This window comes from Nocardioides taihuensis, assembly GCF_042657275.1.
In the GTDB taxonomy this organism is placed as follows: Bacteria; Actinomycetota; Actinomycetes; order Propionibacteriales; family Nocardioidaceae; genus Nocardioides; species Nocardioides taihuensis.
The window spans coordinates 140,836-163,709 of the sequence record NZ_JBHSKD010000011.1; the positions used below are offsets into that span (position 1 = coordinate 140,836).

Annotated in this window: 18 protein-coding genes; 8 read left to right on the forward strand and 10 right to left on the reverse strand. The window is 72.9% G+C overall.

Annotated elements, in window-relative coordinates:
- Positions 1 to 7: 7 nt before the first annotated feature.
- The 5 genes from ACFPGP_RS12015 to ACFPGP_RS12035 form a co-directional block, all read right to left on the reverse strand.
- Complete coding sequence (locus ACFPGP_RS12015; RefSeq protein ID WP_378590396.1) at positions 8 to 1,051, reverse strand: sulfate/molybdate ABC transporter ATP-binding protein; 1,044 nt, start codon at positions 1,049 to 1,051, stop codon at positions 8 to 10.
- Positions 1,048 to 1,848, reverse strand: coding sequence for an ABC transporter permease (locus tag ACFPGP_RS12020; protein ID WP_378590398.1), 801 nt, complete (start codon positions 1,846 to 1,848; stop codon positions 1,048 to 1,050). Before ACFPGP_RS12020 ends, ACFPGP_RS12015 begins: the two co-directional genes overlap by 4 nt.
- Positions 1,845 to 2,621 (reverse strand): molybdate ABC transporter substrate-binding protein, encoded by a 777-nt coding sequence (modA, locus tag ACFPGP_RS12025; protein ID WP_378590400.1) that lies wholly within the window; start codon positions 2,619 to 2,621, stop codon positions 1,845 to 1,847. Before modA ends, ACFPGP_RS12020 begins: the two co-directional genes overlap by 4 nt.
- Positions 2,618 to 3,022 (reverse strand): TOBE domain-containing protein, encoded by a 405-nt coding sequence (locus tag ACFPGP_RS12030; protein ID WP_378590402.1) that lies wholly within the window; start codon positions 3,020 to 3,022, stop codon positions 2,618 to 2,620. Before ACFPGP_RS12030 ends, modA begins: the two co-directional genes overlap by 4 nt.
- Positions 3,023 to 3,087: 65 nt before the next feature.
- A complete protein-coding gene (locus ACFPGP_RS12035) occupies positions 3,088 to 5,673 on the reverse strand; it encodes a hybrid sensor histidine kinase/response regulator (protein ID WP_378590404.1) in 2,586 nt (861 codons plus the stop codon).
- A gap of 131 nt (positions 5,674 to 5,804) precedes the next feature.
- On the opposite strand from ACFPGP_RS12035, the gene ACFPGP_RS12040 reads away from it, so the two are divergent.
- On the forward strand, positions 5,805 to 6,623 hold the full coding sequence (locus ACFPGP_RS12040; protein ID WP_378590406.1) for a thioesterase family protein: 819 nt from the start codon (positions 5,805 to 5,807) through the stop codon (positions 6,621 to 6,623).
- Here the strand turns inward: ACFPGP_RS12040 and ACFPGP_RS12045 are convergent.
- Positions 6,620 to 8,149 carry a hypothetical protein gene (locus ACFPGP_RS12045; protein WP_378590408.1) on the reverse strand — a complete coding sequence of 510 codons (1,530 nt, stop codon included), beginning with the start codon at positions 8,147 to 8,149 and terminating at the stop codon, positions 6,620 to 6,622. The two genes, ACFPGP_RS12040 and ACFPGP_RS12045, sit on opposite strands and share 4 nt — an antisense overlap.
- 387 nt (positions 8,150 to 8,536) lie before the next feature.
- On the opposite strand from ACFPGP_RS12045, the gene ACFPGP_RS12050 reads away from it, so the two are divergent.
- The gene (locus ACFPGP_RS12050) at positions 8,537 to 11,506 is read left to right on the forward strand and encodes a hypothetical protein (RefSeq protein ID WP_378590409.1); all 2,970 of its coding nucleotides are present in this window, start codon (positions 8,537 to 8,539) and stop codon (positions 11,504 to 11,506) included.
- 222 nt (positions 11,507 to 11,728) lie between these two features.
- Here ACFPGP_RS12050 and ACFPGP_RS12055 read toward each other — a convergent pair whose 3' ends face one another.
- Positions 11,729 to 12,172 carry a hypothetical protein gene (locus ACFPGP_RS12055; RefSeq protein WP_378590411.1) on the reverse strand — a complete coding sequence of 148 codons (444 nt, stop codon included), beginning with the start codon at positions 12,170 to 12,172 and terminating at the stop codon, positions 11,729 to 11,731.
- The gene (locus ACFPGP_RS12060) at positions 12,067 to 13,314 is read right to left on the reverse strand and encodes a hypothetical protein (protein ID WP_378590413.1); all 1,248 of its coding nucleotides are present in this window, start codon (positions 13,312 to 13,314) and stop codon (positions 12,067 to 12,069) included. Before ACFPGP_RS12060 ends, ACFPGP_RS12055 begins: the two co-directional genes overlap by 106 nt.
- A 318-nt stretch (positions 13,315 to 13,632) precedes the next feature.
- Between ACFPGP_RS12060 and ACFPGP_RS12065 the strand changes: the two genes are divergently transcribed.
- On the forward strand, positions 13,633 to 16,566 hold the full coding sequence (locus tag ACFPGP_RS12065; protein WP_378590415.1) for a hypothetical protein: 2,934 nt from the start codon (positions 13,633 to 13,635) through the stop codon (positions 16,564 to 16,566).
- A gap of 301 nt (positions 16,567 to 16,867) precedes the next feature.
- Here the strand turns inward: ACFPGP_RS12065 and ACFPGP_RS12070 are convergent, their stop codons facing one another.
- Complete coding sequence (locus tag ACFPGP_RS12070) at positions 16,868 to 17,926, reverse strand: hypothetical protein (RefSeq protein ID WP_378590417.1); 1,059 nt, start codon at positions 17,924 to 17,926, stop codon at positions 16,868 to 16,870.
- A gap of 95 nt (positions 17,927 to 18,021) precedes the next feature.
- Here ACFPGP_RS12070 and ACFPGP_RS12075 point away from each other — a divergent pair, with 95 nt between their 5' ends.
- The 5 genes from ACFPGP_RS12075 to ACFPGP_RS12095 are packed head-to-tail and all read left to right on the forward strand — an operon-like array spanning position 18,022 to position 21,710.
- Entirely contained in the window at positions 18,022 to 18,453 is a 432-nt protein-coding gene (locus ACFPGP_RS12075) for an NUDIX domain-containing protein (RefSeq protein ID WP_378590419.1), read from the forward strand.
- Entirely contained in the window at positions 18,444 to 18,755 is a 312-nt protein-coding gene (locus tag ACFPGP_RS12080; protein ID WP_378590421.1) for a hypothetical protein, read from the forward strand. The genes ACFPGP_RS12075 and ACFPGP_RS12080 overlap by 10 nt, the downstream gene beginning before the upstream one ends.
- A gap of 9 nt (positions 18,756 to 18,764) precedes the next feature.
- Entirely contained in the window at positions 18,765 to 19,673 is a 909-nt protein-coding gene (gene mshB, locus ACFPGP_RS12085; protein ID WP_378590424.1) for an N-acetyl-1-D-myo-inositol-2-amino-2-deoxy-alpha-D-glucopyranoside deacetylase, read from the forward strand.
- An 8-nt stretch (positions 19,674 to 19,681) separates the two neighbouring features.
- Entirely contained in the window at positions 19,682 to 20,041 is a 360-nt protein-coding gene (locus ACFPGP_RS12090; protein WP_378590426.1) for a hypothetical protein, read from the forward strand.
- A 10-nt stretch (positions 20,042 to 20,051) separates the two neighbouring features.
- Positions 20,052 to 21,710, forward strand: a complete 1,659-nt coding sequence (locus ACFPGP_RS12095; protein ID WP_378590428.1) for a VanW family protein — start codon at positions 20,052 to 20,054, stop codon at positions 21,708 to 21,710.
- A gap of 1 nt (position 21,711) precedes the next feature.
- On the opposite strand, the gene ACFPGP_RS12100 is transcribed toward ACFPGP_RS12095, so the two are convergent.
- On the reverse strand, positions 21,712 to 22,824 hold the full coding sequence (locus tag ACFPGP_RS12100; RefSeq protein WP_378590430.1) for a sulfite oxidase: 1,113 nt from the start codon (positions 22,822 to 22,824) through the stop codon (positions 21,712 to 21,714).
- Between the last annotated feature and the right edge of the window lie 50 nt (positions 22,825 to 22,874).

The window sequence follows — 22,874 nt, forward strand, 5'->3', positions numbered from 1 at the left end:
TCCGGAGTCACACCCGGTAGACCGCGACCTCGCTCGCCTTCACCACGAAGCAGACCCGCTGCCCGGGGGCAAGGGCCAGGTCGGCGACCGCCGAGGGGGTGACGTCGGCGCTGACCTGCTCGCGCGTGCGGACCCGCACCCGGTCGCCGAGGGGCTCGAGCTCGGTCACCGTCACCTCGAGCACGTTGCGCGGGCTGCCTCCCGGGGGTCGGGGGAAGACCGCGACCGCGCTCGGGCTGAAGACGGCGACCGCGTCGCCCGAGGGCGCCCCGGGTTCCTCGACCCGACCCTCGACGGCGAGGCCGTCGGCGGCGGTGACGGCGGTGCCGTGCAGCCGGCCGCGCACCATGTTCAGCCCGGCGATCCGGGCCGCGAAGCGGCTGCGCGGCCGGGCCAGCACCTCGCTCGTGGGGCCCTGCTCGGCCACCCGGCCGTCCTCGAGCACCACCACCCGGTCGGCGAGCAGCAGGGGGTCGAGCACGTCGTGGGTCACCAGCACGGCCGAGCGGCCCGCCAGCACCCGGCGCAGCACCTGGCGCAACGCCGGGGCGACCGCCACGTCGAGGGCGGCCATGGGCTCGTCGAGCAGCAGCAGCGTCGGCTCGACCGCGAGCGCCCGCGCCAGCGCCACCCGCTGGGCCTGGCCGCCCGAGAGCTCCGGGGGACGCCGGTCCCCGAGGTCGGCGGCGTCGACCTCGGCGAGCCAGTGCTCGGCGGCACGCCGCGCCTCGGCGCGCCCGCGCCCGGCGCTGCGCGGGCCGAAGGCGACGTTGTCGCGGGCGTTGAGGTGGGGGAAGAGCAGGGCGTCCTGGGCGAGCAGCGCGACCCCACGGTCGTGGGGAGCCACCCAGGCGCCGGAGTCGTCGAAGAGCACCCGGCCGTCGAGCACCACCCGGCCCCGGTCGGGACGCAGCAGGCCTGCCACGACCGACAGCAGGGTGGACTTGCCGGCGCCGTTGGGCCCCAGGACGGCGACCACCTCGCCGTCGGCGACGTCGAGGGCGACCTCGACGTCGCGGTCGGTGAGCGCCGCCTCGACGTGCAGGGTCACGAGGCCGTCCGCCCGCCCCGGGCGAGCCCGATCACGAGCACCGCCACCGCGACCAGGACCAGCGACAGCGCCACGGCCGCGTCGGGGTCGGTCTCCCGCTGGAGGTAGATCTGCAGCGGCAGCGTGCGCGTGACGCCCTCGAGGCTACCGGCGAAGGTGATGGTGGCGCCGAACTCCCCCAGCGCCCGCGCGAACGAGAGCACGGCGCCCGAGGCGAGGCCGGGCAGCACCAGCGGCAGGGTCACCCGGCGGAACACGGTGGTGGGGCGGGCCCCGAGCGTCGCCGCGACCGCTTCGTAGCGGTCACCGGCCGTGCGCAGCGCGCCCTCGAGCGAGACGACGAGGAAGGGCAGGGCCACGAACGTCTGGGCCATCACCACGGCGGTCGTCGAGAAGGCGACCTGGAGGCCGAGCACGTCGAGCTCCTCGCCGAGCAGCCCGCGCCGGCCGAAGGTGTAGAGCAGGGCGATGCCGCCCACGACCGGAGGGAGGACCAGCGGCAGCAGCACCAGCGAGCGCAGCACGCCCTGGCCGGGGAAGCTCGTCCGCGCCAGCACGAGGGCCATCGGGACGCCGAGCACGACGCACAGGACGGTCGCGGCGAGCGAGGTGCGCAGGCTGAGCAGCAGCGCCTCCCGCGCCGAGGGCGAGGTCACCAGCGACGGGAAGTCCGCCCAGTCGACCCGCATGATCATCGCGACCAGCGGCAGCACGATGAACAGCGCGCCGAGGGCGGCCGGCAGGACCACCCACCGGGGGAGCCCGACGGTGGTGGCGCGGCGGGCTGCCGCGGTCACGAGCCCGGGGGCGGTCCGAAGCCGAAGTCGGCGAGCACCGCCTGCCCGTCGGCCCCCGCGACGAGCTCCAGGAACTGGTCGGCCAGGTCCTTCTGCTCGCTGCCGTCCAGCACCGCCACGGGGTAGCTGTTGACCACGTTGACGTCGTCGGGCACCTCGATGCCGGTCACGTCGTCCCCGGCGGCCTCCACGTCGGTGACGTAGACCAGCCCGGCGTCGGCCTCGCCCGAGGACACCTTGCCGAGCACGTCGGTCACCGACTGCTCCTCGCTCACCGGCCTGATGTCGATCCCGGCGTTCTTCTCGACCTCGACCGCGGCGGCTCCGCAGGGCACCTCGGGCGCGCAGAGCACGACCGTGACGTCGGAGGAGGCCAGGTCGTCGAGCCCCTGCACGTCGGCGGGGTTGTCCGGCGGCACCGCGATCTCGAGGGTGTTGGTCGCGAACGGCACCGGGTCGCCGTCGACGAGGTCGTCGCCCGTCGCCCTGTCCATGTTCGCCTGGTCGGCCGTGGCGAGGACGTCGGCCGGCGCGCCCTGCTGGACCTGGGCGACGAGGTCGCTGGAGCCGGCGAAGTTGAAGGTCACGGTCACCCCGGGGTGGTTCTCCTCGAACTGCGTGCCGAGCTCGGTGAAGGCGCCGGTGAGCGACGACGCGGCGTACACCGTGATCGTCTTCCCCGCCGCACCGGAGTCGCTGCTGCCGTCGGACGAGCACGCGGCCAGCGGTACGACGAGCAGGGCGGCGAGGCCGCCGGCCAGCAGGCGGGTCACGACTCTCCCTGGGGGGTCTCGACGATCACGGTGGTGGACTTCACGACGGCGACCGCGACGGAGCCGAGCTCGAGGCCGAGGTCGTCCACGGCCTCGCTGCTCATCAGCGAGACCACGCGGTGCGGCCCGCACTGGAGCTCGACCTGGGCCATGACCTTGTCCTGGCGGATGTCGGTGACCAGGCCGACGAAGCGGTTGCGGGCCGAGCTGGCGACCCCCAGCGGGTCCGGCGCGCTGCGCGCCTGCTCGCGCGCGAGCCGGGCGAGCTCGAGGCCGTCGACCACCTTGCGCCCGGCCTCGTCGGTCGCCGCGGTGAGGTCGCCGTGGTCGATCCACCGGCGCACGGTGTCGTCGCTGACGCCGAGCAGGGCGGCTGCATCACGGATCCTCAGGTGCGGCACATTGGACAGTTTACGTCCGCAAGTGCGGTCATGTCATCCTGCTCGTCCCGCACCTGCGGGGATGTTCAGTGGGCCGGGGCCGGCACCCAGCGCTCGAGGGCGGCGTCGAGCGCCTTCAGCGAGACCGGCTTGGCGACGTAGTCGTTCATGCCGGCCGCGAGGCAGCGCTCCATGTCGCCCTCGATCGCACCGGCGGTCAGCGCGATCACGGGCACGTGCTGCACGTCGCCGCCGAGCCGGCGGATCTCTCCGGTGGCCTGGTAGCCGTCCATCTCCGGCATCCGGCAGTCCATGAGGATCGCGTCGAAGGCCGACCGCCGGACGGCCGCCAGGGCCTCGAGCCCGTTCCCGGCGACCTCGGTGGTGTAGCCGAGGTGCTCGAGCATCCCGACGGCGACCATCTGATTGGTGGGGCTGTCCTCCACGACGAGGACGTGACCGCGGGAGGGGCCGCCCTGCGGCGCGGAGGCGACTGCCGCGGCCCGGGCTGCCTCGCGATCGGCGGCGGCCTTGGTGCGGAGCACGTCCTGCAGGGCCGCGTGCAGGTGGTTGAGGTGCACCGGCTTGGTGAGCGTCGAGGAGATCCCCGCGGCGCGGGCCTCGGTCGGGGTGACCTCGGGGCTCGAGGTCAGCAGCACGGCAGGCGTGGACGGCACGTCGGGCAGGGCGCGCATCCTCCGGGACAGCTCGAGACCGTCCATGCCGGGCATGCACATGTCGAGCACGGCCAGGTTGTACGGCGTGCCGGCGGCGGCCTGCGCGGTGAGGCGCGCCAGCGCGGTCTCGCCGTCCTCGACCGCGTCGACCTCGACACCCCACGCGCCGAGCTGCTCGGTGAGCACCAGCCGGTTGGTCGCGTTGTCGTCCACCGCCAGCACCCGCACCCCGGTGAGGTCGGCACTGCGGTAGCTGGTCGGGGCCGGGTGCTGCGCGGGCTCGAGGGGCAGCGAGAACCAGAACGTGCTGCCCTGACCGGGCGTGCTCTCGACGCCGAGCTCGCCGCCCATGGCCCCGACCAGCTGTCGGCAGATCGCCAGCCCGAGACCGGTGCCGCCGTAGCGCCGCGTGGTGGAGGAGTCGGCCTGTGAGAAGGCCTCGAAGAGCCGGGCGGAGTCCGCGGCCTCGATGCCGACCCCGGTGTCGGTCACCTCGAAGCGGGCGACGACCCCGGCGCCGTCGGGTGCCGGGCCCTCGACGGAGGCACGCAGCACGACCTCCCCGGACTCGGTGAACTTGATCGCGTTGGCGGTCAGGTTGAGCAGCACCTGCCGCAGCCGGGCAGGGTCACCGCGCAGCATCTCGGGCAGCTCGGGCGAGCAGTAGGCGAGCAGCTCGAGGCCCTTGTTCTGCGCGGTGTCCGCCACGAGCTCGGCGGCCTCCTCGACCACCTGCACCGGGCTGAAGTCCACGATCTCGAGCTCGAGCTTGCCGGCCTCGACCTTGGAGAAGTCGAGGATGTCGTTGATGAGCGTGAGCAGCGCCTCGCCCGCGCCGCGCACCCCCTCGGCGTACTGCTGCTGCCGGGGGTCGAGGTCGGTCCTGAGCAGGAGGCCGGTCAGCCCGATGACGCCGTTCATCGGCGTGCGGATCTCGTGGCTCATGGTCGCCAGGAAGGCCGACTTGGCGCGCGACCCGGCCAGGGCCGCGTCCCGGGCGGCGGCGAGGCTGCGTCGCGCCTCGCGCTCGGAGCGCAGCAGGCGTGCGGTGCGCACGAAGGCCAGCACCGCCAGGATCGTCATGCCGACCGCGAGCTGGCCCGGCTGCACGCCGCGGCCTGTCCACACGTCGACCAGCACCAGCATCGGCGGCACCAGCAGCGGCAGGATCGCGATCAGCAGCGTGACCAGCTCGGACTCGTGCTCCTCCGACTCGGCGTCCTGGGCGAGGTCGACCTGCGCGGGGCGGAAGGGGCGCGCCATCAGGATCGCGCCGAGCATCCAGAGGGTGTTCTCCCAGGCCTCGTTGGGGTCGTTGAGCGGGAGGGTGAGGAAGCCGAGGTCGGCGACCAGCCAGCTGATCACACCGACGGCGAACCACTTGTCCGTCGCGGCCCGCGCCCGCCGGTTGGTCAGCAGCCGGATCACTAGGGCGAGCAGCAGCGCGTCGGCGATCGGGTAGATCGACCAGACCACCTTCACCCCGGGCGACAGCGAGGGGTCGCCGGCGATCGCGTCGATGGAGAGGTTCCAGAGGATCAGCACGCTGACCGTGACGATCGTCAGCGCGTCGATGACCGAGTCGACGTCGTACCTGCTGCCGGGCTCGCGCGAGCGCCACAGGGTGACCACCAGTGCGCCGCCGAGGAAGACGTAGGCGACCAGCCAGCCGACGTCGGCGAGCGACACGTCGGTCTCGGCGTTGCCGTTGATCAGGGTGTACCAGGCCAGCTCTCCGAGCACGTTCGAGGTCAGGCCGGCTGCGACGAGCATGTTCGGCAGGCGCTGCTCGCGCGGGGCGCGGAAGCCGTTGCCCCAGGCGACGAGGGCCGCTCCCGCCTCGATGCCGATGAAGGCGATGGCCACCGCGAGGTCGGAGGGTCGGTAGACGTGCACGAGCACCGCTGCCACGAAGCCCGTGACCACGACGGCGCGCCACAGCCAGCGCCACACCGCGAGGCGGCGGTGCGGCGCTACGGGCGGCCTCCCGGGCATGTCACCCCGTTCCACCGGCCGGAGCCGGTTCCCATCGCGCTGTCTGCCTTCGGATTTCCCCCGGAACATTGTGGCGCGTGGTGAGCCGGATCACGGGGACTTCGCCGGATTCGTGTCCGTAGGCTGCCGAGGTGCCCGAAGCCCCTGCCGAGCCCGAGTTCGACCGCGACATCCGTCTCGACGCCGCGGGGGAGGGACGCTTCGCGCTCGACCTCGCGCCGGGGTGGGTCGTCGGCGGCGGCGTGAACGGCGGCTACCTCCTCGCGGTGGTCGGCAACGCGCTGCGCCGCACGCGGCCGCAGCGGCCGGACCCGATCGTGGTCAGCGCCTACTACCTGTCGGCCTCCCTGCCGGGGCGGGCCACGGTGACCACGCGGGTGCTGCGCGACGGCGGCAGCATCGCGACCATGGCTGCCGACCTCGCGCAGGACGGCTCGGCGCGGCTCACCGCCCTCGCGACGTACGGCGACCTGGCGGCGCTGCCGAGCGACGTGCGCACCACCGCCGAGGAGCCGAGCATGCCCCCACCGGAGGAGTGCGTGCCCAGCAGCATGGCGCCGCCCGAGGTGCTCGCTGCGGCGCCGCTGCTCCAGCGCTTCGACATGCGCTTCGACCCGGCCTCGATCGGCTGGGCGGTGGGGGAGCCGAGCGGGAACGGCCACCTGCGGGCCTGGTTCCGGCTGGCCGACGGCCGCGACCCCGACCCCCTGTCGTTGCTGATGGTGGTCGACGCGCTGCCGCCGGTCACCTTCGACCTCGGGATGCCCGGCTGGGCGCCGACGCTCGAGCTGACCGCGCACGTGCGGGCGGTGCCCGCTCCGGGCTGGCTCCGGGTGCACCACGCCACCCGCAACCTCGCCGGGGGCATGTTCGAGGAGGACTGCGAGGTCTGGGACAGCGCCGGCCGCCTGGTCGCCCAGAGCCGGCAGCTGGCCCGGCAGCCGCGCTAGCTCGTCCGCTGTGCCGCGGCCGGTGCCAGCACGTGGTCGTGGATCGCCGGCCCGTGCGCGACCCACCACCGCGAGCCTCGTCGCACGGCGTCGGAGCCGTGGTCGACGAGTGTCGTGAGCTCCTCGGCTCCGGACATGCCGAGCGCGAAGAGCGCGCCGTGCCGCACCGGCACCTGCTCGGCCTCGGCCCGCAGACCGGCGATGATCGCCCGGGCCTCGCCGGGTGAGATGGGTTCAGGGTTGAGTCCGAGGTTGACCAGGGCCCGGCCGCGCAACGCGGGGCGTCCTTCGCTCAGCGCACGCAGTGCGATCTCGGAGCGGCGGCCGGCGTGCCCGACGCGCATGAGCACCGTCCAGGCGCGCGCGGCGAGGAAGGAGTTGTCCCCCCCTGTCATGGTGTGGCATGCGCGTGAGACGGCGTGCCGGTAGGGGCTGGCGCCGAGCAGCACGGCGGCGTGATGGCGGCGGGGCTTGTGGGGGTGCAGCAGCGCCTCGCGCACCAGGCGGCGCAGCATCGGGTCGGGCTCCGCGTTCTCACCGGTCGCGTCGGCCTGGATGCAGGCCACGGCTTCGGCGACCACACGGGCTGCTTGGGGCGCCGCCACGAGCTCGCTGGTGGCCCGAGCGCCCTGGAGCTGGGCGCGCACCCGCCGATCGCCGATCGACTCCAGCACCGTGGTGAACGACGCCGCGGGCAGCTGGGTCGCCAGGTCAAGGGCGTCGAGGCCCCCCTCGAGCGGGTCCTCGTGGCGGAGCCGGTGGCAGGCGTGCTCCTCCAGGAGCGCCAGTGACGACGGCCCGAAGTGACCGCGTCGCAGCTTGTCCGCCGCCACGGAGGCGGCTGCCCGCCGCAGCGGCATCCGCTCGGTGTGGAGCAGCCGGAGCACGAGGTCGCTGGCCTGCTGCTCGTAGACCTCGCACAGCAGGTTGAGCACCGGCGCCAGCACCTGGGCGTCGGGGTCGATGACGTAGGTGCCCAGGGCCCGCGACATCGGGCTGCTGGACGAGGGGTGCCGCAGCAGGGTCACGGCCGCCTCGAAGCGTCGCACGTAGCTGATGCCGACGGCCCGGGCGAGCTCGTCGACCAGGCGGGTCGCGAGCTCCTCCCACTCGCCGTGGCGCAGGAAGACCCGGCCGTGCCGTGTCAGGGTGGTGGCCATGCGCTGCCAGGCCACTCCCGTCGGGCGCTCGCTCGTGACCTCGTCCAGCAGCGACTCGAGATCGCCGCTGTCGTCGATCGGGACCTGCTCACGGAGCACCACCTGGCTTCCGAAGGCGCGCCGCATGCCGACCGTCACCGCACTCAGGGAGCCCGCGCTGAGCCCCAGGATCTGCTCGTACGCCGCGCTGACCTGCGGCTGCACGGGGTGCGAGCCGGACTCCCAGCGCGAGATGCGGGTGGGGTCGGCCGGGATCCCGCGGGCGCGCAGCTCCTCGACGAACCGGGCGCGCGCGACGAGCTCCTGGTCGGGGTGCATCAACCGCGAGGTCGCCAGCAGCCAGGCGGCCCGCTGGTCGCACCCCACGTGCCGACTCGCGTAGGGCGTCGGGTCCTCGGGCAGGCGCTGTGGACGCCCGCGCCTCCTCGTGGGCGCCATTCCCCCGTGAACTTGCATGTGTACGTTCGTCCCCCCCGAGCACGAATCGACCTCCGCCCAGACTAGACCAGTCCGCGCGCGTCCATCTGCATCTGACCGGCTGACCGCGGCGGCCGCTTCGAAGTTGCGCGCATTTCTGCGTCCTGCAACATCTCGGCACCTCAAGATCGGCGCAACCTAACGTCACCCCAGGCACACACGGGGGATCTGTCCATGCCTGATGGGACCGCCCCCGCATGCGTCCAGACGATGGCCCGAGGGCCACCAGTCGGTCGGGGGTTACTCGGCCGGATCACCATCCGGAAGGAATCATCAATGAAGAGCAGCGGCATGAAGCGTGGGTTGGCGGCAGTAGCCGTCTCCGCGCTCGCAGTGGTGGGGGCTCCGTTCCTCGCCACGTCCGCGTCGGCTACGCCACTCGCGGACCAGATCGACACCTCGCTCGGATCGGACCAGGTCGTGCTGTACACCCCGTACGGCTGCTGCGTCTCGATCAAGGACGACGGGCAGAACACGACCGCGTCCCTCCTGGCCAGTGCCGGCAGCGACGTGACCTCGGTCGTGTTCCAGTACTCCACCGACTCCGGTACGACCTGGACCGACATCGGCTCGCCCGTGGCGCGCAACGCCGACGGCGTCTTCGGCGCCGAGTGGGCCAACCCGCCGGCGAACCTGACCCACGTGCGTGCGGTCGGAGGCCCCGGTGGTGACACCGCGCAGGTCGCCATCCCCTTCGTGCCGGACGCCAGCGATGCCGTGGAGATGTCCTCCGAGGGCAACCTCGGTGTCTTCCAGGCGCCCTACACCGGCCACGACGGCGACTACGTCGGCATCCGGGGCACGGTGTCCGACGGCGGTGACGTGTTCGCCACCTGGAACATGAGCGACGGCCATCCTGCCTTCCCCGGTGTCAACGCCACCGAGCACGCCCAGACCGGCGCGGACTCGTGGGACGCGGTCCTCGACATCACCGGCTACCCGTACTCCGCGGGTGCAGAGGTCAACCAGGTCGTCTTCGGCTCCTACACCAACCAGTCGCACGACGCCGAGGGCTCCACGCTGTACGTGCAGGAGATCGGCTCGATCACGGCGACGCCGAGTTCCGTCGAGGTGGCGAACGACGCGGCCACGTCGACGACGCTGACCGTCAAGGACACCACCGGCAAGCCGGTGGCGGGTGCGGAGGTCGGCCTGGCCGACCTCGACACCGACGGCGCTGGTCCCGACACCGACGGTCCCGACACCATCGTGGGCTACACCGACGGCAACGGCGAGATCGTCGCCGACGTGCCGTCGCCGAGCTCCGGTACCTACACCTACTTCGTGAACACCACGGACAACGACGAGTACCAGTCCGCCGTCGACAAGGCGACGACCTTCACCGTCACCAGCTACACCCCGGTGCTCGACAAGGTCGACATCGTCAACAACTGGGGCCGCTCCAACGTCGACATCGACGAGCTGAGCGACGGCGACGACTTCACGGTCGTCACCCTCGACCAGCGCGGCAACGGGCTCAACGAGGACCTCGCCGGCAACGACGTCGAGTACCGCTGGGTCTTCGACCCGAGCGGCGCCGGCGCCACGACCACCACGGCGTGGTTCGGCGGCGAGACCAACGCCGACGGCGAGTTCGACGTCCCGGCTCCGACCGACGCGATGGCGGGCGGTCAGCTCCCCGAGGGTGACTACACCCTGGAGGCGCGTCGTCCGAACGTCGGCGGTGCCGGCCTGAAGAACGCCGTGCCCGAGACCTTCGCGGCCTCCGAGTCGGAGATCTCCTACCAGGAGGACGCCTCCGCCAACGCTCCGGTCAACGGCAGCTTCACCGTCAACGCCAACCTGGCCAACGACGGCGGTGGCCTGGGTGGCCGCGAGGTGCACCTCACCTACAGCCCGGACGCGGACTCGGCGTTCGCGCCGCAGGCCTCGCAGCCGGCCGGCGTCACCCGTATCGACGCCACCCACGCGACCGTGATCACGGACGCGGACGGTGACTTCTCCGTCGCGCTGAAGGACCCGGCCGTGCCGCCGAACGTGACCCCCACCCCGGAAGACGGCACGCTCAACGCGCTGGCCTACGAGGGCAAGGGTGACGGCACGTCGCTCCAGGGTGACCTCGGTCCGAACGACCCGACCGATGCCAACCAGCCGGCGAATGCCGAGCAGGACCTGGCGATCCACTTCATCGTGCAGCCCGAGGCGACCGACATCACGGTCGACACCGACGCGCTGTACACCGAGGGTGGTGGACAGTACGGTCCGGGTCGTCCCGCCGACCTCGACATCACCGTCTTCGGTGCTGACGGGCCGGACGCCGGGACCGATCCCGACGAGCTGCAGGACTTCCCGGTCACCGTCTCGGTCGACAAGGGCTTCCTGTCGCCCAACGCCGAGTCGGCGGGCGACCTGGTCCTGGCCGACGGCCACGACGCGGCCGGCGACCTCTGGGGCTTCTTCGAGAACCTCGGCACCGAGGTGCAGACCTCGACCGGTGACGACGCCGAGGCCGGCGCCGTGGCCGCGATCGAGCGGGACCCCGGCTTCGACGCCGACGGCCTCTCGCAGATGACCGTGACCGTCAAGGCCGGTGACGTGACCAAGACCGTCACGCTCGACCTGGACGCCCGCGACCCGATCAACACGCCCGAGATCGCTCTCGACCGCGCGGACGGCGAGCCGACGGGCAAGGTCACGGTGGGCAAGGACCTGGAGTTCAACCTCTGGGCCCACGACCAGTACGGCAACGTGGTCGGTGACCAGTTCGCCCGGATCAGCGACGACTCGACGGTGGCGGACTTCGACACCGACGAGGACTTCGACCAGACCCTGTCGGACTTCACCACCTCGACCCCGGGCATCGTCGCCTTCTCCGACGCCCCGGCCACGCAGGTGCTGACCGCCGAGATGCAGCAGCAGAAGACGGTCGTCGACGATGCTGGTGACCCCACCGACACCTACCCGACGACGATGACCGACTCCGCCCCCATCACGTGGGTGAAGAAGACCATCGAGGTCCAGCTCAAGGGCAAGGACAACGGCGGCAAGGACGACGTCCTCACCGTCGACGGGCCGAAGTCCGCTGCTGGTGCCACCGTGAAGCTGTACAAGGTCAAGGCTGACGGCAGCAAGAAGCTGCTGAAGACCTCGACCCTGAACGGCAAGGGCAACAAGCAGTTCACGGTGAACGACAAGAACGGCAACGACAAGACGAAGTACGTTGCCAAGGTCTCCGCGACCGACACCACCAAGAAGGCCACGAGCAACAAGAAGTCGGTTCGCTGACCTTCTGACGCAACAGCCACGAGGGTCCCGGGGCGGTTCACCGCCCCGGGACCCCCGCAGGACGGGAGGAGGTCTTCTTCCTCTCCGTCTCCCCGGGGATGACGGGTCCCCGCCCGCAGACGCGGTCCGGACTGTTCTTGCCGCCGCTGCGCGGGAACGGTCCGGACCGCCCGTCACGAAGGCGCCGCTCCCGAGTGGCGCCTTCCGGCACGTCCGGGGCGGTCAGCCCCGAGGCGCGGGCGCCGGCGGGCGGTCGTGGATCGCGGGGCCGGTGTCGAGCCACCACCGGGAGCCGCGCCGTACGGCGTCGCAGCGGTGGTGGAGCAGGCCGTCGAGCTCCTCGGCGCCGGACATGCCGAGCGCGAACATCGCGCCGTGCCGCACCGGGACGTCCTCGCACTCGGCCTCCAACCCCGCCACGATCGCCCGGGCCTCGTCGCGCGAGACCGGCTCGGGGTCGAGGCCGAGGTTGACCAGGGCCCGGCCGCGCAGCGCCGGGCGGTCCTCGGTGAGCGCCCGCTCCGCCAGCTCGGAGCGCTCGCCGCCGTGGCCCACGCGCATCAGCACGGTCCAGGCGCGCGCGGCGAGGAAGTGGTTGGAGGCGCCCGTGAGCTCCTGGCACGCGTGGGCGACGGCGTCGCCGTAGGGGCTGGCGCCGAGCAGCACGGCGGCGTGGTGGCGCCGCGGCTTGTGCGAGTGCAGCAGCGCCTCACGCAGCAGCCGGCGCAGCATGAGGTCGGGCTCCCCGCGGTCGGTGCCGGTGGCCTCCACCTGCACGCGGGACGCCATCTCGCCGACCACACGAACCGCCTGGGGTCGCGGGACCAGCTCGTGGTGGGTCCGGGCCCGCTGCAGCTGGACGCGCAGCCGCCGATCGAGTCCACGATCCGGCTGTAGGGGCCGGTCGGGAGCTGGGTGGCGAGGTCGAGCGCGTCGAGGCCGCCGTCGAGCGCATCCTCGTGGTGCAGCCTCAGCCGTGCGTGCTCCTCCAGCGCCGGCAGCAGGTGGAGGTCGAAGTGCCCGCGGCGGACCTTGTCGGCGGCCACCGACGCGGCGGCCCGGCGCAGCGGGACGCGATCGGAGCCCAGCAGGCGCAGCACCAGCTCGCTCGTGTGCTTCTCCCCCCGCTCCGCGAGCAGGTTCAGCACGGGGCCCAGGACCTGCGCGTCGGGGTCCATCACGTAGCTGCCCAGGGCCCGCGACAGCGGTCCGCTCGACGACGGGTGACGCAGCAGGACCACGGCCGCCTCGAAGCGGCCGACGTAGCCGAGGCCGACCGACCGGCCGAGCTCGTCGACGAGCCGGTGCGCGAGGTCGTCCCACTCGCTGCGGCGCAGGAAGACCCGGCCGTGCCGCGTCAGCGAGCCGGCCACCCGCTCCCAGGAGAGCGCGCTGCCCCGGCCCGACTGCACCTCGTCGAGCAGAGTCTCGAGGTCCCTGCTGTCGTCGCGCACCACCTGGTCGCGGGCCGGGACGTGGGTGCCGAAGGCGCGGCGCATGCCGACCGTGACCGCGCTGATGGTGCCGGGACGCACCCCCAGGATGTCCTCGTACGCCGCGATGACGTGCGGCTGTGCCGGGTGGGCGCCTGACTCCCACCGCGAGATGCGGGGCGGGTCGGCCGGCACGTCCCGGGCCCGCAGCGCCTCGACGAACCAGGTGCGCGACCGCACCGCCGGGTCGGGGTGCAGGATCCGGGAGCTGGCCAGCAACCAGGCGGCGCGCTGCTCGCACCCGACGTGCCGCCCCGTATAGGGGGTCGGGTCGTCGGGCAGGCGCTGAGGACGTCCCCGCTGGTGTGCGGGCACGTCTCCCCCGTGCATCGGCACTGGTGCTCCCCCGAACTCGACCGAACTGCTCGGCGGGAAACGTAACGCGGCCCGGGACAGGCCCGGCAGAGGCGAACGTCCTGTTCTGGGGGTAGTTGGCTTGTTTCCTTCCCTGCACATCTCGCCGTCGCGCCACGCCTTCCGGCCCCTAGCGTCGCAATCGGCAACACGGGGGACGTGTGCCCGCCCAGAGCGGACGACATGCACCCTCCGTCGAGTCGAGCTGCTGGCTCCTCGGAGCCGGCAGTCGGTCGGGGGCAGCTCCGACCGGACAACCGAATTCCGGAAGGAACAAACATGAATAGCAGCGGCATGAAGCGCGGCTTCGCGGCAGTAGCCGTCTCCGCGCTCGCAGTGGCGGGGGCTCCGTTCCTCGCCGGCTCCGCGTCGGCCATTCCGATCGCGGACACGCTCCCCGCCAACGCGGTGAGCCTCTACGTCCCTGAGGGCTCAGCGGACATCTCCACGGAGGACGACGGCACCAACACGAGCGTCTCGCTCGTGGCAGGTGGCGGCGCGAGCGTCACGAGCGTCCTGTTCCAGTACTCGACCGACGCGGGTGCCAACTGGACCGACATCCCCGGAGGCCTGGTCGCCCGCAACGCCAACGGCGCCTTCCAGGTCGACTGGTCGACAGTCCCGGCGCCCGGTACCAGCGTGACACTGCGCGCGGTTCCGAACACCGGTGTCGCCAACGCTGACACCTTCGTCGCCACCGTCCTCTCGGCGGCGGGCGGCAACACGGTCGAGATGGCCACCGAGGGCAGCCTCGGCGTGTTCCAGTCGCCGTACACCGAAGCCGGCCACGCCGGTGAGTACGTGGGTGTCACCGGCACCGTCTCCGACGGCACGACCGAGGTCACCACCTGGGCCCCCAGCAACGAGCTGTTCAACCAGGATGCGACAGTCGACCCGGCGTCCGACACCTTCATGATCAGCTACGACATCGCGGGCTACCCGTACTCGGCGGGAGCCGAGCCGAACCAGATCGTGCTCGCGTCGTTCACGAACATCCCGTGGACCGAGGACGCCGAGGCGTCGACGCTGTACGTGCAGCAGATCGGCGCGATCACCGCCACGCCGGCGACCCAGGAGCGGGCCAACCCGGCCGACTCCGTGATCACCCTCAAGGTGACCGACACGACCGGCAAGGCCGTCGCAGGCGCCCAGGTCGGGCTCTTCGACGACCAGGGAACTCCGGCGACCGGCGACGACGTCAGCACCATCCTCGGCTACACCAATGCCAAGGGTGAGTACGTCGACAGCAGCCAGACCACGGCAGGCACGTTCACCTACTTCGTGAACACCACCGACACCAACGTCTACCAGTCCGGCACCGACAAGGTCACGACCGCCGCGGTGACGACCTACACGCCTGCCCTGCAGACCGTGGACATCGTCAACAACTGGAACCGGACCAACTTCGACATCGACGAGCTGAGCGACGGCGACGAGTTCTCGATCGCCACCCTCGACCAGCGCGGCAACCCGATCGACGAGAACCTGACCGGCAGCGACGTCGAGTACCGCTGGACCTTCGCGGGCGCACAGACTCCGTGGTACGGCGGCGAGACCAACGCCCAGGGCGTGTTCAACGTCCCGGCTCCGAACGACGGGATGGTGGCCGGTGGGCTCCCGCAGGGTGACTACACCCTCGACGCCCGTCGTCCCAACGTCGCCGGCGTGGGCCTGACCAACGCGACCCCCGAGACCTTCGCGGCCTCCGAGTCCGAGATCACCTACACCGACGGCCTCTCGGCCATCGCTCCGATCAACGGGTCCTACACCGTGACCGGCAAGCTGGCCAACGCCAAGGGCGCCCTGGCAGGGCGCGAGATCCGGATGCACTTCACCCCGGGCATCGACTCCGCCTTCGCTCCGCAGGCAGCCCAGCCCGCCGGCGTGACCGTCGTCGACGCGGACCACGCGACCTTCGTGACCGGCGCCGACGGTGCCTTCACGGTGGCGCTGAAGGACCCGCCCGTGCCGTCGAACGTGACTCCGGTTCCCGAGACCAGCGTGCTCAACGCGCTGGCCTACGAGGCGAAGAACCACGCCACGGTGCTCCAGGGCAACCTCGGTCCGGATGACCCGACCGCTGCCAACCAGCCGGCGAACGCCGAGCAGGACCTGTCGGTCCACTTCATCGTGCCGCCGGAGGTGTCGGACGTCATCATCGACACCGACGCGCTGTACGGCTCGTGGTACGGCCCCGGACGCCCGGCTGACCTCGACATCGTGGTCACCGGCAAGGACGGCGACACCAACCCGAACAACGACCCGGTGCTGGAGGACTACCCGGTCACCGTCTCCGTCGACAAGGGCTTCCTGTCGCCGAACGCCGAGTCGGTGGGCGACCTGACCCTGGCCGACGGTCACGACGCGGCCGGCGACCTCTGGGGCTTCTTCAAGAGCCTCGGAACCACCGCCGACATCTCGACCGGTGACTCGGCCGAGGCCGGCATCGTGGCCGCCATCGAGCGCGACGAAGCGTTCGACGCCGACGGTCTCGACACGATGGTCGTCACCGTCAAGGCCGGAGCCGTGACCAAGACCGTCACGCTGGCTCTTGACGCGACCGCGCCGATCAACTCGCCCGAGATCTCTCTCGAGCGGGCGGCCGGCGAGCCGACCGGTGACGTCGTGATGGGCAACGACCTCGAGTTCAACCTCTGGGTCAAGGACCAGTACGGCAACCTGATCGGCGACCAGCTCGCCCGGATCAGCGACGACTCGACGGTGGCGGACTTCGACACCGACGAGGACTTCGACCAGACGCTGTCCGACTTCACGACCTCGACCCCGGGCATCATGGCCTTCTCGGCCGACCCGGCGACCCAGGTGCTGACCGCCGAGATGGCGCAGCAGCACACGGTCGTGAACGGTGCTGGTGACCCCAGTGCGACCACCCCGACCACGATGACCGACTCCGACCCGATCACCTGGGCCAAGAAGGCCATCACGGTCGAGCTCCAGGGCGAGAACAACGGTGCCCAGGACGACGTCCTCACCGCTGACGCCCCGAAGGCCGCCGCTGGTGCCACGGTCAAGCTGTACAAGGTCAAGGGCGACGGCAGCCTCAAGCTGCTCAAGACCTCGACCCTCGGCAGCAAGGGGAACCACAAGTTCACCGTGGCCGACAACAACGGCAAGGACAAGACGAAGTACCAGGTGAAGGTCCTCGCGACCGACACCACCAAGAAGGCCGAGGACACCAAGACGGTCCGCTGACCTTCTGACGCAGGAGCCAGGCGGGTCCCGGGGCGGACGTCCACCCCGGGACCCACCGCCAAGGCGGGGAGGAGCGACCCTCCTCCCCGTCGCCCCGAAGATCGAACGGAACCAGCCCACAGACGCGGTCCGGGCCATCACCTGTCAGCCGCTGCGCGGGATTGGTCCGGACCGCCCGACCGGAGGCGCCGCTCGCAGGCGGCGCCTCCCCATGTCCGAGGGCCGGAGGTGGGGAAATGCAGGCGGCCCGGGCCACCCCACCGGTGATGCCGCTGCGTGGAAATGGTCCCGGACCGCGACCTCACCCTAGGGCATCGGACCCTCGGCTGCGGGCCATCGCGAACACCCAGCGGCGGCGTGGGTGCTCGCTCACCGACCACAGACGGTCGTCCGCCGGTGACCAGCTGAGGTCCTCCGGACCCATCGGCGCGGCCCACCGGCGCCGGCGCAGGGCACCGGGTCTCCCGGCGTACAGCGAGCCGGGGTGCCAGGGGCCGTGGGAGACCGTGGCGTGGTAGCCACCGCCCGCCCAGACCGCACCCTGCATCCGTGCCGGTCCGGCGGGGTCGAGGAGCTCGGGACGGACGGCGCCGTCGGAGTCGGCGACGAACGTCCCGTCGGCCGCGAGCGCGTAGCGGACCAGGCGGCGCGACTGCTTGCTGCTGCCGTACTCGCCGGCGAGCAGTCCGGGCTCGGGCGTCGAGCGGTCGAGGGAGAGGAAGGAGTAGCGCAGCCGCTCGACCCCCTCGTCGGTGCGGGCCTCGTAGCCCCGCCGCACGGGTAGCAGGTAGCGGTGGCCGTGGGTCGGGAGCAGGTCGGCGAGGCCGTCGGGCACCCGGAGCACGTCGCCGGCGCGGCAGGTCAGGACCCCCCGCGCGGTGGCCGCGACGTGCACGTGGTCGCCCCGCCACACGATGCCGCCGGCGTGCACCTTGAGCGGGCGCAGCACGGGCCCGCCCGCGTCGTCGACGCCCGGCACGACGAGCAGCACGTGCTCGTAGGCGCGCGTCGCGAGGTCGACGACGGAGAGACGGCTCCCCGGCTCGCTGCCGTCGGCACCCCGCTTGGCGTACCACGACACGAGCAGCAGCCGCCGGCCGTCGGCGCGCGGTGCGTCGGTGGCGTCGTGCGACCCGGTGATGCCCTGCGGCCACCACTGTCGGTCGGCCCGGTCCCGGGCGTCCCACGTCAGCGCCCGGCGTACGGCGAGGCCGGGCGCGAGCCCGCGCCTGCCGCGGCGCCGGAGGTCGTCGAGCACCCCGTCGAGCCCGACCGGTTCGCCGAGCAGCCCGGTCAGGGCCTCCACGTCGTCGTGCTCGTCCTCGCCCCGCACCAGGTGTACGCCCTCGAGGTACGCCATGCGCCCACGCTAGCCGGGGCGTTGACGTGCCGACCTTGCCCTCGGCACGGGGCGGCGCCTTGGTGGGGGAAGCGCCGAGGTCGTAGCGTGCCCGCGTGGCCGAGGACGCCGGACGGGTGCAGGTGGTGGGCGCCGCGCTCGTGCGCGACGGTCGGGTGCTCGCCGCGCGGCGCACCCGCCCCGCGGCCGCCGCCGGTCGCTGGGAGCTGCCCGGCGGCAAGGTCGAGCCCGGGGAGTCGGCGGCTCAGGCGCTGGTCCGCGAGCTGCACGAGGAGCTCGGGTGCACGGTCGAGGTGGTCGGGTGGCTCGACGGGGCCGCGCCCATCGGCGGGACCCACGAGCTGACGGTCGCCCACGCGCGACTGCTCGAGGGCGAGCCCGCGATCCGCGAGGACGGCCACGACGCCGTCCGCTGGCTCTGCGTCGACGAGCTCGGCGAGGTCGACTGGCTGGAGCCGGACCGGCCCTTCCTGCCCGAGCTCGCCGACCTCCTCGACGGAGCGGGAGGAGCGGCGCGGTGCGGCTGATCGTGTTCGACGAGGACGCGGCCGGGCGGGCGGCGTCCCGTCTCCGGCGGGAGGGGTACGACGCGCACGTGCGCCGCGAGCGCCTGGCGGGGGAGGACGACGACGAGGACCACCCCTGGGCCGTGCTCAGCGACGCCCCGGAGCCGGTGCTCGACCTGCTCGCCGACGAGCTCGACGGGTGGCTCGACACCGACGAGCCCGCCGGCCCGGCCACGCCCCCGCTCCCGCCGCCCGACCTGCCGACCGCGCCTCGGCGCCTGAAGCGTGACCAGCCGCCGGGTGGCGCGGGGGCGCCGGAATAGGCTCGGGCCATGCCCGAGACCCCGGAGCAGCGGCTGCTGCTCGTGCACGCCCACCCCGACGACGAGACGATCAACCAGGGCGCCACCATGGCTCGCTACGTCGCCGAGGGCCGGGGCGTCACGCTGGTCACCTGCACGGCCGGCGAGATGGGGGAGGTGCTGGTGCCCGACCTCGAGCACCTCGCCGCCCACCGCGAGGACGCCCTCGGCGAGCACCGGCGCGGTGAGCTCGCCGAGGCGATGGAGGTGCTCGGCGTGACCGACCACCGGTTCCTCGGCGGCTTCGGCGCCTACCGCGACTCCGGCATGAAGTGGCACGAGGACGGCCACGCGATCCCCGCGGACGAGGTGCACGACAACGCGTTCTGGCACGCCGATCTCACCGAGGCCGCCGACCACCTCGTCCGGGTGGTGCGCGAGGTGCGCCCGCAGGTGCTGGTGACCTACGACCAGTTCGGCGGCTACGGACACCCCGACCACATCCAGGCCCACCGGGTGGCCATGTACGGCATGCTGCTGGCCGGGGTCTCGTCCTACCGACTCGACCTCGGGGAGCCGTGGGAGATCACCAAGGCCTACTGGGGCGCGATGTCGGAGAGCCGGATGCGCGAGAGCCTGCGTGCGATCCGGGCGACCGGCGACACCGAGACCTTCGCCGGCATGGACCCCGACGGCGACCTGCCGCCGTTCATCACCCCCGACGACCTGATCACCGCGCGGGTCGACGGCTCGTCGCACGTCGAGCAGAAGATGCACGCGCTCAAGCAGCACCGCACCCAGGTGGAGGTGGACGGGCCGTTCTTCTCCGGCGCGGAGAGCGGGCACGCCTTCTGGGCCGAGGAGTCGTTCCGGATCGTGCGCGGCACTCCGGCGCCGGGACCCGAGGGTTACGAGACCGACCTCTTCGCGGGTCTCTGACCCCACCGGTGCGCACGCTGCTGCACGTCCTGGTGGCCCTCGGGCTGCTCGTGGTCGGCGTCGTGACCGCCGTCGCCGTGGTGGCGCTGCACCAGCTGTGGTGGGGGCTCGTGCTCGGCCTCGCGGCGACCCTGACGACCCTGGTGGCGCTGCCGCCGGGGTGGTGGACCCGGCTCGCCTTCGCCGTCGGGTGGGTGGGCCTCGTCGCGTACGTCGTGCCGGCGCGGCCCTCGGGCAGCTACCTCGTGCCGGGCAACGCGGCCGGCTACCTGCTCCTGGGCGCGGGCCTCGTGGTGCTGCTGCTCGCCGTCGCGACGGTCCGCCCCGCCCGGCGCGATGAGCCGGACGACGGCCTCCCCGCTCCCTAGAATCGGCGCCGTGAGGCACCCCGACCGCGAGCGCGAGGGCGGTGTCGTCGTCCTGGTGCTGCTGGCCGGGCTGGTGGTGCTGCTCGGCGGCGCTTACGCCGCGGCGTACCTCGTCGCCGGTGACAACGTCCCACGCGGCACGACCGTGGCCGGCGTGCCGATCGGCGGGCACAGCCCGGCCGTCGCACGGGAGCTCCTGGCCGAGCAGCTCGGCCCACGCGCCACCGCGCCGCTCACCCTCGTCGTCGACGGCCGCGAGGTCACCGTCGAGCCCGTGGAGGCCGGTCTCGACGTCGACTACGGCGCCACCGTCGACGCGGCCGGCGGTGCGCGGTCGTGGGCCCCCGAGCGGCTCTGGGCCTACTTCACGGGCGGCGAGGACGTCGCGCCCGTGGTCCGGATCGACGACGAGGCGCTGCACGCGGCGCTCGTCGACCTCACCGAGCAGGTCGGCTCGCCGGCCCGCGACGGCGACCTGGTCTTCGACGCGGGCGGGGTGCGGTCGGTGCCGCCGAGCGCCGGCCGCGCCGTCGACCCCACGACCGCGACCGCCGCGATCGAGGCGGCGTACCTCGCCGACGACGGCACCCCGCCCCCGGAGATCACCACGGTGCCCACCCGGCCCGACATCGACGAGGCGGACGTGCAGCGGGCGCTCGACACCTTCGGCAACCCCGCGATGTCGGGTCCGGTGACCCTGGTCGTCGACCGGGCGTCGGTGCGCCTGTCGCCCCAGCAGTTCGGTCCCGCGCTCGACGTCGCGGCCGAGGACGGCCGGCTGGTGCCCCAGGTCGACGAGGACCGCCTGATGCGGCTGGTCGAGCAGGCGGTCAGCCGCCGCACCGATCCCGTGGACGCGTCGTTCCGGATCGCCGACGGCGCACCGGTCGTGGTGCCTGCGCGCCCGGGCGTGCGCTTCGGGCCGGCCGCGGTCGCCGACGCCTTCCTCGCCGCGGCGCGCGGTGAGGGCGACGAGCGCCGTCGCGCCGTCGCGACCCGCTCGGAGCCGGCCGCGCTCACCACGCGCGACGCCCGCGGCCTCGGCGTCACGGAGCGCGTCGCCACGTCCACCAGCCGCTACCCCCGCAGCGACGCGATCGACGCCGGCGTGATCGAGGCCGCCGGGTTGCTCGACGGCACCCTGCTCGAGCCGGGGGAGTCGCTCTCCTTCGACGCGGTGGTCGGCGACGTCCTCGACTCCGACGCCGCCTCCCAGGTGGCGAGCACGCTGTTCGACGCGGCGTACCTCGCAGGACTCGAGGACGTCGAGCGCGTCGCGCACCCCACCTGGCTGGCGCGGTTCCCCGAGGGCCGCGACGCGGCGGTGGGGCCGGGGGTCGGCGACCTGCGCCTCCGCAACGACACGCGCCACGGCGTCTTCGTCACCGCCGCCGTCACGCCGAGCGCCCGGTCGCGCCCCGGTGAGGTGTACGTGAGCGTGTGGTCCACGCGCGCCTGGGACGTCGACGTGCAGACCTCGCCGCGCCACGACGTGCGCCCGCCAGCCACCACCGTGCTGCACGGACCGGCGTGCACGCCGAGCCCCGGCACGCCGGGCTTCACCGTCGACGTCACGCGGACCGTCCGACGCGCGGGGGAGTCGGCGGTGGACCACACCGATGTGCTGACCACCTCCTACGCCCCGGTCGACCGGGTCGTGTGCCGGTAGGTCAGGCGCCGACCGGCGCGCCCTCCGGGGCCGCGACGTCGACCGGGTAGCGCACGACCGCGGCGAAGAAGTAGCCGTCCTCGTTGTCGGCCGCCTCGTCGGGCTGGGTGCGGCCGTCGGTGTCGGTGGCACGGACCCGCAGCTCGTGGGTGCCGTTGCGCTCGGGGGTCCAGATCGCCTCCCAGGAGGTCCACGACGAGGTCTCGTTGGGGCCGGTGAGGGTGGCGGGCCGCCAGGTGCGGCCGCCGTCGGCGCTCACCTCGACCGCGGCGATCGCCGCGTCGCCCGACCAGGCACGCCCCCGCAGCACGGCGGGGCGTCCGACCACGGGCACCTGGCCGGCGACACCGTCCACGACGGCGACGTCGAGCACGCTCTTGACCGGCATCCGGTCGAGCTCGGCGGCGCGACCGCGCCAGCCCTTGCCGTGCATCCGGTACCACAGGGTGTTCCAGGGCGAGTCCTCCACACGCGTGGTGACCCGCAGCTCGCCGAGCCACTTGATGCTCGCGATGCCCACCCAGCCGGGCACGACCAGCCGGGCCGGGAACCCGTGGTCGCGGGGCAGCGGGGCGTCGTTCATGTCGAGGGCGACCATGACGTCGTCGAGCGCCTTGGTGAGCGGCAGCGGCCGCCGCACCCGCCCGTGGTCGACGCCGTCCACGACGTACGACGCGTCGAGCCCGACCGGCGTGACGCAGACGGCCTCGGGCCGCAGGCCGGCGTGGTGGAGCAGGGAGCTCAGCGGCACCCCGCTCCATCGCGCCACGCCGATCGCGCCGTGCCGCCACTGGGTCCCCGGGCGGTGGGTCCCCTGCTGGGTCTCGAACAGGCTGCGCCCGTTGCCGGTGCACTCCAGCGCCCGCTCGTAGGTGGCGCTGGTGAAGGCGCGCAGGTCGGCGAGCGAGTAGGTGACGTCGCGGATCACGCCGTCGCCGGAGACCAGCAGGCGCCATCCTGCGGGGTCGATCTCCGGCGCCTCCGTGTGGTTGCGCACGTAGAACCGGTCGGTGGGGGTCAGGTGGGGGACCGGCCCCTCCCAGACGGTCTCGACGTCGGTGCCGTGGTGCAGCCAGTGGTCACCGACAGGGCGGTCGTGGGCGTCGCGCAGCATGATCGAATACTACTGAATCACTAGGTTTTGACGGCAATCGGGGTCGGCCA